The sequence below is a fragment of the Methylobacterium sp. FF17 genome (assembly GCF_025813715.1).
Lineage (GTDB): Bacteria > Pseudomonadota > Alphaproteobacteria > Rhizobiales > Beijerinckiaceae > Methylobacterium > Methylobacterium flocculans.
On record NZ_CP107532.1, the window covers coordinates 748,724 to 760,799 of the forward strand.

At 69.8% G+C, this 12,076-nt stretch carries 11 protein-coding genes; 3 read left to right on the forward strand and 8 right to left on the reverse strand.

Annotation, left to right across the window (positions count from 1 at the left end):
* Positions 1-33 precede the first annotated feature (33 nt).
* A complete protein-coding gene (locus OF380_RS03355) occupies positions 34-900 on the forward strand; it encodes an NAD(P)-dependent oxidoreductase (protein ID WP_264049376.1) in 867 nt (288 codons plus the stop codon).
* Here OF380_RS03355 and miaA read toward each other — a convergent pair.
* Complete coding sequence (miaA, locus tag OF380_RS03360; protein WP_264049377.1) at positions 878-1,855, reverse strand: tRNA (adenosine(37)-N6)-dimethylallyltransferase MiaA; 978 nt, start codon at positions 1,853-1,855, stop codon at positions 878-880. The genes OF380_RS03355 and miaA overlap by 23 nt on opposite strands.
* A 19-nt stretch (positions 1,856-1,874) precedes the next feature.
* Here miaA and serB point away from each other — a divergent pair, with 19 nt between their 5' ends.
* The gene (serB, locus tag OF380_RS03365; protein ID WP_264049378.1) at positions 1,875-2,771 is read left to right on the forward strand and encodes a phosphoserine phosphatase SerB; all 897 of its coding nucleotides are present in this window, start codon (positions 1,875-1,877) and stop codon (positions 2,769-2,771) included.
* Positions 2,772-2,975: 204 nt separating this feature from the next.
* Here serB and OF380_RS03370 read toward each other — a convergent pair whose 3' ends face one another.
* From OF380_RS03370 to OF380_RS03395, 6 genes are all read right to left on the reverse strand, one after another.
* Entirely contained in the window at positions 2,976-4,511 is a 1,536-nt protein-coding gene (locus OF380_RS03370; protein WP_264049379.1) for a DegQ family serine endoprotease, read from the reverse strand.
* 209 nt (positions 4,512-4,720) lie between these two features.
* Positions 4,721-5,689 carry a protease modulator HflC gene (gene hflC / locus OF380_RS03375; RefSeq protein WP_264049380.1) on the reverse strand — a complete coding sequence of 323 codons (969 nt, stop codon included), beginning with the start codon at positions 5,687-5,689 and terminating at the stop codon, positions 4,721-4,723.
* Positions 5,686-6,852, reverse strand: coding sequence for an FtsH protease activity modulator HflK (hflK, locus tag OF380_RS03380; RefSeq protein WP_264049381.1), 1,167 nt, complete (start codon positions 6,850-6,852; stop codon positions 5,686-5,688). The genes hflC and hflK overlap by 4 nt, the downstream gene beginning before the upstream one ends.
* Before the next feature lie 264 nt (positions 6,853-7,116).
* Complete coding sequence (locus OF380_RS03385; protein ID WP_264049383.1) at positions 7,117-7,632, reverse strand: dihydrofolate reductase; 516 nt, start codon at positions 7,630-7,632, stop codon at positions 7,117-7,119.
* Positions 7,632-8,426 (reverse strand): thymidylate synthase, encoded by a 795-nt coding sequence (locus OF380_RS03390; protein ID WP_264049384.1) that lies wholly within the window; start codon positions 8,424-8,426, stop codon positions 7,632-7,634. Before OF380_RS03390 ends, OF380_RS03385 begins: the two co-directional genes overlap by 1 nt.
* A 131-nt stretch (positions 8,427-8,557) precedes the next feature.
* Positions 8,558-9,412 carry a CPBP family intramembrane glutamic endopeptidase gene (locus OF380_RS03395; protein WP_264049385.1) on the reverse strand — a complete coding sequence of 285 codons (855 nt, stop codon included), beginning with the start codon at positions 9,410-9,412 and terminating at the stop codon, positions 8,558-8,560.
* 389 nt (positions 9,413-9,801) lie between these two features.
* Between OF380_RS03395 and OF380_RS03400 the strand changes: the two genes are divergently transcribed.
* A complete protein-coding gene (locus tag OF380_RS03400) occupies positions 9,802-10,500 on the forward strand; it encodes an SspB family protein (protein WP_264049386.1) in 699 nt (232 codons plus the stop codon).
* 46 nt (positions 10,501-10,546) lie between these two features.
* Here OF380_RS03400 and OF380_RS03405 read toward each other — a convergent pair whose 3' ends face one another.
* On the reverse strand, positions 10,547-11,944 hold the full coding sequence (locus tag OF380_RS03405; RefSeq protein WP_264049387.1) for a cytochrome P450: 1,398 nt from the start codon (positions 11,942-11,944) through the stop codon (positions 10,547-10,549).
* Positions 11,945-12,076 lie beyond the last annotated feature (132 nt).

Here is a 12,076-nt window from a genome sequence, read left to right on the forward strand (position 1 = left end):
CGCGCGTATTCAAGATACGAGCGGGAGATGACAATGGCGAAGGTCGCGTTTCTGGGCCTCGGCGTGATGGGTGGGCCGATGGCGCGCCACCTCGCCAAGAAGGGCCACGAGGTCACCGTCTACAACCGCACCACCGCGAAGGCCGAGGCCTGGGTCGCCGAGCACGGCGGGGCTTTCGCCGCGACGCCGCGTGAAGCGGCCAAGGGCCAGGAGATCGTCTTCGCCTGCGTGGGCAACGACGACGACCTGCGCAGCGTCACGCTGGGCGCGGACGGCGCCTTCGCCGGCATGGAGAAGGGCGCGGTCTTCGTCGACCACACCACTGCCTCGGCCGAAATCGCCCGCGAGCTCGCCGAGGCGGCAGATGCCGCCGGGCTCGCCTTCATCGACGCCCCCGTCTCGGGTGGGCAGGCGGGCGCCGAGAACGCCGCGCTCACCGTGATGTGCGGCGGCGACACCGAGACCTATGCCCGCGTCGAACCCGCGATCCTGTGCTTTGCCCGCGCCAGCCGCCTGATGGGCCCGTCGGGCTCCGGCCAGCTCACCAAGATGGTCAACCAGATCGCCATCGCGGGCCTCGTCCAGGGCCTGTCGGAGGCGGTGCACTTCGCCAAGCGCGCGGGCCTCGACGTGGAGTCGGTGCTGGAGGTGATCTCCAAGGGGGCTGCCGGTTCCTGGCAGATGGAGAACCGGGGCAAGACCATGATCGCCCAGAAGTTCGACTTCGGCTTCGCGGTCGACTGGATGCGCAAGGATCTGGGCATCCTGCTCACCGAAGCCCGTCGCAACGGCGCGCAGCTGCCCGTCACCGCGCTGGTCGACCAGTTCTACGCCGACGTGCAGGCCATGGGCGGCAACCGCTGGGACACCTCCGCCCTCATCGCCCGCCTGGAAAAGTAAGCGCCGCCCGCGCCCGCCCGAGGGCTGCCTCGGGCGGGGTCCAGAGCCAGTCCGTCCCCATCTGGTGGCGGAACCAGGTGAATTGCCGCTTGGCATAGCGGCGCGTATCGCCCTGCCCCCGCTGGATCGCTTCGCTCAAGGGAATCGCCCCGTCGAGATGGGCGATCAGGCCGGGCACCCCGTGGGCGCGCATGATCGGCAGCAGCGGGTCGAGGCGGCGCGCATGCAGAGCCGCCACCTCGTCGAGGGCGCCGCCCGCCACCATCGCGGAGAAGCGCGCATCGATGGCCTGGCGCAGGGTCTCACGCTCGGGCGCCAGGAACAGCTTCAGCAGGGGCAGGCCGGCGAGCGGCCCGGGGGTGCGGGCGCCGTGGAACGCCGCGATGGGCCGGCCGGTCGCGGCGAGGACTTCGAGGGCCCGCATGATCCGGGCACGGTCGCTCGGGCGCAGGGCTTCGGCGCCGGCGGGATCGTCGCGCGCGAGTTCGGCGTGAAGGTCCTCCGTCGCCCGCCCCTCCACCCGCGCCCGCATCGCGCTCCGGACCGCCTCTGGCACCGGGGGCAACTCCGAGAGCCCCTCCTCCAGCGCGCGAAAGTACAGGCCGGTGCCGCCGACGAAGATCGGCAGGCGGCCCTCCGCGCGCAGCGCCTCGAACACTGGTGCCGCCTCGCGGGCGAAATGCCCGGCCGAATAGTTCACCGACCCGTCGACATGCCCGTAGAGGCGATGCGGGGCGCGGGCCTCCTCCGCTTCGTCCGGGCGGGCGGAGAGGCGGCGCAGGTCGGCATAGACCTGCATCGAATCGGTATTGATCACCACCCCGTCGAGGTCGCGGGCGAGTTGTAGGGCGAGCCCTGACTTGCCCGAGGCTGTCGGCCCTGCGATGAGGATCGCCGCCGGCAGGACCTGCGCGTGCGTCCCTTGCGCGTGCGTGCGTTGCGTGACCGGCGGCACTGGCGTGGAAAGCTCCCGGATGAGTCTCGTCGCGATCCTGATAGCAAACGAGGGCCGCCCCGCCATCACCGATGCGGTGCTGGCCGAGACCCGGGCGGTGATGCGCACCGAGCATCAGCCCCGCATCCTGCACGGCGAGGTGGCGGCGGAGGTGCTGGTACCGGGTGCGCCCGGGGATGCGCCGGCCCTGGCCCGGCGCCTGCGGGCGGCGCTGGCCTCCGAGCCCATCGATGTGGCGGTGCTGAGCGCGGGCCCGCACCGGCGCAAGCGCCTGTTCCTCGCCGACATGGATTCCACCATGATCGAGCAGGAATGCATCGACGAACTGGCCGACACGATCGGCCTCAAGGATCGCGTCGCCGCCATCACCGAGCGGGCGATGCGGGGCGAGATCGCCTTCGGCCCGGCCCTGCGCGAGCGCGTCGCCCTCCTGCGCGACGTGCCCGTGGCCAAGATCGACGCTCTGATCGCCGAGCGCATCACCCTGACGCCGGGTGGGCGCACCCTGGTCCAGACGATGAAGGCGCACGGCACCCACACCTGCCTGATCTCGGGGGGCTTCACCCTGTTCACCGGGCCGGTCTCGGCGAAGATCGGCTTCGACGAGGCCCATGCCACCACCCTCGGGATCCGGGACGGACACCTCACCGGCGAGGTCATCGAGCCGATCGTGGACAAGGCGACGAAGCGCGCGACCCTGATCAGCCTGCGCGACCGCTTCGGCCTCGACCCCGCCGACACCCTTGCGGTGGGCGACGGGGCCAACGACCTCGACATGATCGGCGAAGCCGGCCTCGGCGTCGCGTTCCGGGCCAAGCCGAAGGTCGCGGCCTCCGCACAGGTGCGCATCGACCACGGCGACCTCACGGCCCTGCTGTACCTGCAGGGGTATTCCTCGGCCGAGTTCGTCGGCTGATCGGCCTCCGGATAGCGCAGGAGCCTCTCCTCCCCCTAGTGGGGAGGAATTGGGGGGGTGGTTGAGCGACCCTCGGGCGATGGCGGCTGGCGGCCCGCCCCCACCCTGGCCCCTCCCCACTGGGGGATGGGAAGTTCACCTCGACAAAGCAAAACCGCCGCCCTCTGGGGCGGTGGCTTCGTGTTCAGACCCTTGGTCCGGAGATCAATCGAGGCCGAGGGCCACGAAGCGCACGTCGCCGCTTGCGCTGGCCACGAGGAGCAGCACCGACTTGCGGCCGTCCTTCTTCAACTGGTCGACGCGCTTGGTCACGTCGGCGGGGGTGTTCACCGCCTCCTGACCGACCTCGACGATGACCTCGCCGGGCTTGATCTGCTTGTCGGCCGCCGTGGAGTTCGGGTCGACCCGGGTGACGAGGACACCCTTCAGGCCGTCCTTGAGGCTGAAGCGCTTGCGCGCCTCGTCGGTGATGCCGCTCAGGTTCAGGCCGAGCGCCTGACGCACCGCGCTCTCCGCCTCCGGCTGCTTGACGCTGGCGAGCTGCGGCTTCTCGGTATCCTCCAGGCGACCGAGGGTGACGGATTTGGTGGTCTCCGCCCCTTTACGGAGAATGAGCACCTCGACGGTCTTGCCGACCGGCGTGGAGGCGACGATGCGCGGCAGGTCGCTCGACGACTTCACCGCCGTGCCGTTGAACTTGACGATCACGTCGCCGATCTCGAGCCCGGCCGTCTTGGCGGGGCCCTTCTCGTCGACGCCGGCGACCAAGGCGCCCTTGACGCCGTCCTTCATGTCGAGGGCTTCGGCCGTGGTCTCGTCCACGTTCTGAATGCGCACGCCGAGCCAGCCGCGGCGGACCTCGCCGAACTCGCGAAGCTGGTCGATGACCTGCGAGGCGTTGTTGGATGGGACGGCGAAACCGATGCCGACCGAGCCGCCGGTGGGCGACAGGATCGCGGTGTTGATGCCGATGACCTCGCCGTTCATGTTGAACAGCGGCCCGCCGGAATTGCCCTTGTTGATGGCCGCATCCGTCTGGATGTAGTTGTCGTAAGGGCCCGATTCGATGTTGCGGCCGCGGGCCGAGACGATGCCGGCCGAGACCGAGCCGCCGAGGCCGAACGGGTTGCCGATGGCGATGACCCAGTCGCCGGGGCGCATCTTCTCGGAATCGCCGAACGGCACGGCCTTCAGGGGCTTACCGGGCTCGGGCTTCACCCGCAGCACCGCCAGGTCGATCTTCGGATCCTTGCCGATGATCTCGGCCTTCAGCTTGCTGCCGTTGTGCAGGATGACCTGGATGTCGTTGGCGTCGCCGATGACGTGGTTGTTCGTCACGACGATGCCGGACGCATCGATGATGAAGCCGGACCCGAGGGAGTTCGATTTCCGCTGCGGGCGGGCACGCTCGGATTCGCTCCGGTCCCCGCCGCCGCGCTGGCCGCGCTTGTTGAAGAACTCCTCGAAGAGGTCCTCGAACGGTGTCCCGGGCGGAAGCTGCGGCCCGGACCGGGGGTTCGTGCGCGCCTCGACGGTGGTGGAGGCGGAGATGTTGACCACCGCATCAGTGACCTGATCCGCGAGGTCGGCGAGGGATTCTGGTCCCTTGGCGAAGGCAGGCGCGGACAGGCCCGTCAGCGCGACCGAGGTCGTGAGCGTCGCGGCGGCCAGGGCCGAGCGGAGAGTGTGGCGCAGCGCTCGGGAACGTGGCGCCCGGACGGCGCTCGCAACGGGGACCATGGAAGACCTCTTGGTGTGCAACGATATCCTGGGCGGCTCTCGCGAAGGACCCGCCGCGCCGGCCTGCCCCGATGAGACGGGCGGCCGGGGACGAACGTCGCGCGAAGCACTCTTAGATCGTCCGGGATGCCCGCCGATCAAGAGTCCGGCGGCGAACCGGGGTTCGCCGCCGATGCGTCATAGCGTCGATTTCACGTCTGGCGTCAGGTTCAACGCGCGCCCTCGGTCGAGCCGGTGGTGCCGGGCTCGGCCTGGGTGCGGGCCGGAGCGCGCGCGGCCGGCGTCGCGGGGCTACGGCCCTGCGGATCGTTGAAGTACCGGAAGAAGTCGGACGTCGGGCTGATGACCATCCGCGTATCGGCGGCCTTCAGGCCATTCTCGTAGGCCTGCATGGAGCGGTAGAAACCGAAGAAATCCGCGTCCTTGCTGTAGGCGTCCGCTAGGATGCGGTTCTTGTCGGCATCGCCCTGGCCGCGCAGGGTCTCGGCCGTCTGGTTCGCCTCCGAGAGCAGCACCGTGACATCGCGGTCGGCCTTGGCCTTGATCGTGACCGCGATCTGGTCGCCGTTCGCGCGGATGTCGGCCGCCTCACGCTGCCGCTCCGTGGTCATGCGCTTGTAGACCGCCGAGCTGTTCTGGGCCGGAAGGTCCACGCGGGTCATGCGCAGATCCACGATCTCGACGCCGAGTTCCTTGGCCTGCTTGTTCACGTCGGCCTGGATCTGGTTCATCAGATTCGCGCGCTCCGTGCGCACGATGGCGTCGCGGGTCGAGCGGGCCAGCAGGTTACGCAGAGCCGAGTTGGTGAAGCTCGCCAGCAGGGTGTTGGCGCGGGCGACGTTGTTGGCGGACTGGTAGAACCGGAGCGGATCGGTAATCCGGTAGCGGGCGAAGGCGTCCACCTCGAGGTTCTGCCGGTCGGTGGTCAGCAGCGTCTGCACCGGCAGGTCGAGGTCGAGCACGCGCTTGTCGAACAGGACCACGTTCTCGAGGAAGGGCAGCTTGAAGTACAGGCCGGGCTTGTCGGTGCCGGTCTGGTTGAGGACGGCGCGGACGCCGCCGAAGCGCAGGACGAGGGCCTGCTGCATCTGGCCGACCGTGAAGACGGAGGCGTAGAGGCCGACGACGAGCGCGGCGGCCACGATCATGAGGCCGGTGCGGAGGGTTTGGTTGTTCATCGGGCCGCTCCACCGGTCGCGTTACGGGGGCCGAACTCGGCCAGCGGCAGCACCGGAAGCACACCGGCGGCGCTGCCGCCCGTGCTCAGGCTCGCGCCGCTCTGATCGATGATGACCTTGTTGACCGAGCCCAGGACCCGCTCCATCGTTTCGAGGAAGATGCGCTCGCGGCTGACCACCGGGGCGACCTTGTAGGATTCGTAGATCTGGTTGAAGCGGGCGGCCTGACCGGTCGCCTCCGCCGTCGCCTGGGTCTTGTAGGCCTCGGCCGCCTGCACGATCCGCTGGGCCTCGCCTCGGGCCTGCGGGACCTTCTGGCTCTCGTAGGTGCGCGCGTCGTTCTTGGCGCGCTCTGCGTCCTGCTGCGCGGCGTTCACGTCGAAGAACGCGGGGCGCACCTCCGGCGGCGGCTGCACGCTGACGAGTTGCACAAGTTCGATGCGCACGCCGGCGCCGTACTCGTCCAGCGCCTTCTGGGTAATCTCGCGGACCTCCTGGGCGACGCTCGACTGCTCGTTGGTCAGGATCGGCTGGATCTTGCGGCGGCCCACCACCTCGCGCATCGCGCTTTCGGCGATGGCCTTGATGGTGCCTTCCGGGTTCTCGAGGTTGAAGACGAAGTCGGACGCCTTCAGGGGGTTGATGCGCCACTGCACCTCGAAGTCGAGGTCGACGATGTTCTCGTCGCCGGTGAGCATCAGGCTCTCCTCCGCCTTGTCGACGGTGCGGGACTGGGCGCCGAGGCCGGCGCGGTAGCCGATCTGCACGCTGTTGACCTGACCGACATTCGGCTTGGTCACGGCGCCGATCGGGGCCGGGAAGTTGTAGTTCAGGCCCTGTCCGGTGGTGCTGAGATAGCGCCCGAAGACCGTCTCGATGCCGACCTGCTGCGGTGCCACGGTGTAGAAGCCGGTGAGGAGCCAGCCGGCCACGACGAGGCCGCCGGCGATCAGCAGACCACGCCCGCCGCCGAGCGAACCGCCCGGCATGACGCCACGCAGACGGTCCTGGCTGCGCCGGAGCAGATCCTCCAAGTCGGGGGGCGTCTTGCCACCGCCGCCACCGCCGTTGCCCCAGGGGCCACCGCCATTGCCGCCGCCGCCTCGGCCCCAGGGCCCTCCCCCGTTGCCGCTACCGCCGCCGCTCTGATTGCTCCAAGGCATGCTCGCCGATCTCTCCTGTTCCAGCAGCGTCTTCGCCGCGCACGAAGCCCACCCGCGCTTCCCGGTCCGCCTTCCCGCAGGCGCGGCCCGGATCTCCCCCGCGTGGACAAGAGTGTTGATCCCGTTGCGCCCAACCCCGCCGGGCGGGCGCAGTCCTGTCAAGATTGCCACTTGGGCATCGGGAGACTGAAAGACAACCGTACTGGAACCCATTGCGCAATGGGTCGCGCCCCGATGGCTTACGCGAAGCTCGGGCTTGCCACCTCAGATCCTCGTCGCTTCGGAGTCTCGCCGCTCGAGATCGACGAAGCTGAAGCCGCAGGCATCGTGCTCGCCGGGGGGATGCGCCTCGCGATGCGTCTCTCGGTAGAGCGCGCGGTCGAAGGGCGGGAAGACCGTATCGCCCTCCGGAGCCAGATCGACCTCGGTGAGATGGATGCGGTCGGCCTGCGGCAGCGCGAGGGCGTAGATCTCCCCACCGCCCGCCACCATCAGTTCCTCCGCCCCCTCGGCGGCGGCGAGGGCCCCGGCCCAGTCATGGGCCACCGCGACCTCCGGCACCGCGAAATCCGGATCCCGCGTCAGCACGATGGTGCTCCGCCCCGGCAGAGGCCGTCCGATCGACGCGAAGGTCTTGCGGCCCATCAGCAAGGGTTTGCCCATGGTCAGGGCCTTGAACCGGCGCAGATCGCTGCGCAGGCGCCAGATCAGGTCGTTGTCGCGGCCGATGATACCGTTGCGGGCGACCGCCACGATGATCGTGATGCGGGGCGCCGCCATCAGACCGCCACCGGGGCACGGATGGCCGGATGGGGCGCGTAGCCCTCCACCGCGATGTCCGCGAAGCGGAAATCGAACAGCGAGGTCACGTCCGGATTGAGCCGAAGCTGCGGCAGGGGCCGGGGCTCGCGGGCCAGTTGGAGCCGCGCCTGCTCCAGGTGGTTCACGTAGAGATGGGCATCACCCAGCGTGTGGATGAAGTCGCCGGGCTTCAAGCCGGTCACCTGCGCGATCATCGCGGTGAGGAGGGCGTAGCTCGCGATGTTGAACGGCACGCCGAGGAACACGTCCGCCGAGCGCTGATAGAGCTGGCAGGAGAGCCGGCCATCGGCCACGTAGAACTGGAACAGGCAGTGGCAGGGGGCGAGCGCCATCCGGTCGAGGTCGGCCGGGTTCCAGGCCGAGACCACGAGGCGGCGTGAATCCGGGTTTCGGCGGATCTCGTCGAGGACCCAGGCGATCTGATCGACGCTGCCGCCGTCGGGTTTGGCCCATGAGCGCCATTGCCGTCCGTAGACCGGCCCGAGGTCGCCGTTCGCGTCGGCCCATTCGTCCCAGATGCTGACGCCGTTCGCCTGGAGCGCGCGCACGTTGGTGTCGCCGGTGAGGAACCACAGCAATTCGTGGATGATCGAGCGGAGATGCAGCTGCTTCGTGGTGACGAGCGGGAAGCCCGCCCCGAGGTCGAACCGCATCTGGTGGCCGAACACCGAAAGCGTCCCGGTGCCCGTCCGGTCGTCCTTGGCGGCGCCCTCCCGCAGGATGCGTTCGAGAAGCTGGTGATAGGCGTTCATCGCGGCTCCGAGGCGGGCTCTTCGGGGATAGCGCGAAGCGGCTGGACTTGCGAGGGTGGCCACACCCGACGTCAACACGTTCGTGAGGCGGTTCGCGCACACGAATCGGACGTGGTGAATCCGGCGCGCGTTCACGCGGAGGCAGGCCAGAGCACGTAGGCGATCATCGCGAAGTTGCTCCAGGCGTGGAGCACCATGCAGGGCCAGAGCCGTCCGCTGCGCCAGCGCAGCCACCCGAGCATCAGCGCGAGGGGGATCAGCGTGACCGGTCGGCTGATCCCGGCCGGAGACCAATGCGCGAGGGTGAAGAGGAGGCTGGTCGCCGCGATCGCGCCCATGGGCGAGATCAGCCGGCGCACGCGCCCGAACAGCGCGCCCCGCAACAGCAGTTCCTCCGCCACGGGTGCCAGCACCAGCACGTAGGCGAACCAAGCAGCGGCGGCCCCGGCGGTCAGGCCGGGCGAGAGGGTGCCGTGCCGGCTGATCGGAACGCGCAGCCATTCGGCGGTTCCCGTCACCCAGGTGATGTGGATCAGCGGCCAGGCCAGCAGGATCAGGGCGAAACGCCGGAGCGGCAGCCCCGGCCCGGAGCCGGGTTCGGGTGTCAGGGCGAGGGTCCGTCGCCAGGCGGGGCCGTCCCGCCAGCGCACGGCGCCGAGGACGAGGCCGGCGAGCAGGATCTGGCGGATCACGTCGACGGCGAGCTCCCGCATGGCGAGCTGGCGTGGATGCAGGCGGCCGCTTCGCCCCGTCGCGCCCATGTCGAGCCAGTCGGTGCCGACGCGAACGATGACCAGGGCGAGCAGGCTGGCCAGCGCGAGGGCGAGAATCGCCGCGAAGGCGAGGCCGGCGAGCGCCGACGCCACCCGAAACCCCGCGCGCAGGCGGGTCGTCCAGGAGGTGGGGCGGGTCGAGCAGGCATCCGGGGCCGGCACGCCGTCGACGGGCAGGCACGAACCATCATCGGGCTTCAAATGCGACCGCACGCCCCCTATAGTGTCACGCTGAACCGACGACGCTCCTGAACGGTGCGATTCGGTGCACGATCCTGCCTCAACGCCCCGGCCCGGCGCCGGAACGGTAACCGTCCCCGGCGGTTCGAACCACGGGCTTTTGGACGCAAGGGTTCGAGGCTCGACAGGCTCGCGGATCTGGCGGAAGCTCCGAAGGTTGTCGTCTCACGATTCCGGCTTGAATCCGGGGCGCCGGTCGCGCAAGTCAGGGATCGCGTGAGGCAAGCCTTTTCGGCCCTTCGGCCGCGCGGGCACAGTTCTGGAGGAGCCGGTCACCGGCCGAATCCAGTCGATTTTCATCCGATCCGGGGCGTCATCACGGCGCGAGACGGCGGACAGGGACCGGGCATAAGCGACCGCAGATGGCAGACGATCTGATCCGCTACGATCTCCTGGTGCAGGACGCCCTGCGCGGCGTGGTGCGCAAGGTGCTGACCGACGCGGCCCGCGACGGGCTCGCGGGCGAGCATCACTTCTACGTCTCGTTCCGCACCGAGGCCCCGGGCGTACGCATGTCGCAGCGCCTGCGGGAAAAGTACCCGCAGGACATGACGATCGTCCTCCAGCATCAGTTCTGGGATCTGGGGGTGACCGAGCACACCTTCGAGGTCGGGCTGTCCTTCTCCGGCGTGCCGGAGCGGCTGCTGGTGCCCTTCGACGCGCTGACGGGCTTCTTCGACCCCTCCGTCCAGTTCGGCCTGAAGTTCGACCTCAGCGAGAACGCGGAGGAGGCGACGGACGCGGACGCGGAGGACGAGACCGCGGGGTCCAGCGGCAAGACCGCCCCGCGCGGCGCGGCCTCCGAACCCACCGAAATGAAGCCCAAGGGCACCGGCCTCGCCACGATCGGCGGACCCGCCGTCCCGAAGCTGATCCCCGGGGTGTCGGCGAGCGGCGGTGCGTCTTCCAAATCCGAGGGCAAATCTGAGGGCAAGGCCGGCGGCAAAGCCGGTGGCAACGCCGAGGACGAGGCCAAAGCGCCCGCCGCGAAGAAGTCCGAGGACGGCCACGAGAGCGGCGCCGAGGTCGTCAGCCTCGACGCTTTCCGCAAGAAGAACTGACCGCACGAAGAACGGAGCCGCGCGCCGGCCCCGGCAACCGGGGCGGTCAGCCGCGCGGCCTCACCGTCATGTGCAAGCCGTGCTCCGGCCGCAGCGTGACGCGGTGGAGCGGGACCACCGGCGCGTGGTCCTCGGCCAAGGTGAAGCGGGCCGCCCGCGTCACGTGGGCCAGCACCACCACCGCCTCCTGCAGCGAGAAGCTCTGGCCGATGCAGACGCGCGGCCCGGCCCCGAACGGCAGGTAGGCAAAACGCGGGATCGACGCGCGGGCCTCCGACAGGAAGCGCTCGGGCATGAAGGCGTCCGGGTCCTGCCACAGGGTCCGGTGTCGGTGGAGCACCCAGGGCGCGACCATCACCAGCGAACCCTTCGGGATCTTGATCCGCCCGATGCGGTCCTCCGCGACGGCCTGCCGGCTCATGAAGGGCACCGGCGGGAACAGCCGCATGGTCTCCTCCATCACCGCCTTCGTCCAGGGCAGCGCCTCGGCGTCGAAATCCGCCCCCGGCGGCACCGCATCCACCTCCGCCTCGACCCGCGCGCGCGCCTCCGGATCCTGCGACAGGCAGTAGAGCGCCCAGGTCAGGGCGTTGGCGGTGGTCTCGTGGCCGGCCGCGATGAAGGTGACGATGTTGGCCTTCACCGCCAGGTCGGTGAGGCCCTGCCCGGTCTCCGGGTCCTGCGCCTTCAGGAGCAGGGTGAGGAGGTCGGCGGGTGCCTCCCCCTTGGCGATGAGGCCGCGCCGACGGTCGATGAGCTCGTCCACCACCTCGGCGAAGAAGCGGATCGCGGGGCGCGCCCGCAGGCGTCCGATCCGCGGTACGAAGCCCGGCACCCCGAACACGTCGAGGGGGTCGATCGGCCCGACCGATTCCAGGAAGCGCGTGATCGCCCGGCCCAAAGCGTCGGGGTCGCTGGCAAGGCCGTGGGTGAAGATCGTCCGTTCCAGGACGTCGAGGGTGACGCGGGTCATCTCCAGGGCGACGTCGATGCGCGTCCCGTCACGGCGGGCCAGCCGGCGGGCGAAGCGCGCGCCGGCCGCGTTCATCGGCGCGTTGAAGCCGAGCACGTGTCGGGCGGAAAAGATCGGCGCGAGCGTCCGGCGCTGGAGCTTCCACTCCTCGCCCTCCGCCGTGAGCAGGCCGTTGCCGAGGCCGGGAGCGAGGACGCGGCGCTGCAGGTCGTCCTTGCGGTAGTTGGCGGCGTTCTCGACGTAGAGGTAGCGGATCAGGGCCGGGTCGCTCACCACGGTGACGCGCCCGAGCGCCCCGTCCGCCGCCACCACCAGCTTCTCGAAATGCACGTCGAGCCAGGTGGTGAGCGGGTTGGCACGGGCCGCCTTGAGGAAACCGAACAGGCCCGGCTGCTCGCGCAGGGGGGTGGGCACCGGGGGCCGGAACCGGGGGGCCGTTTCCGGCGCAACGCGGGCGGTGGCACTCGACATCGGTCTTCACTCCGGGGCCGCCCGAGGGTCAGGCAGGCCATGACAATTCGGCGCCGAGGACACCGCCCCCGGGAAAAGCGCCATCGCGGTTTGGATGCGTGCGGTTTAAGTAGGGTCCGAATTTTCCAGACG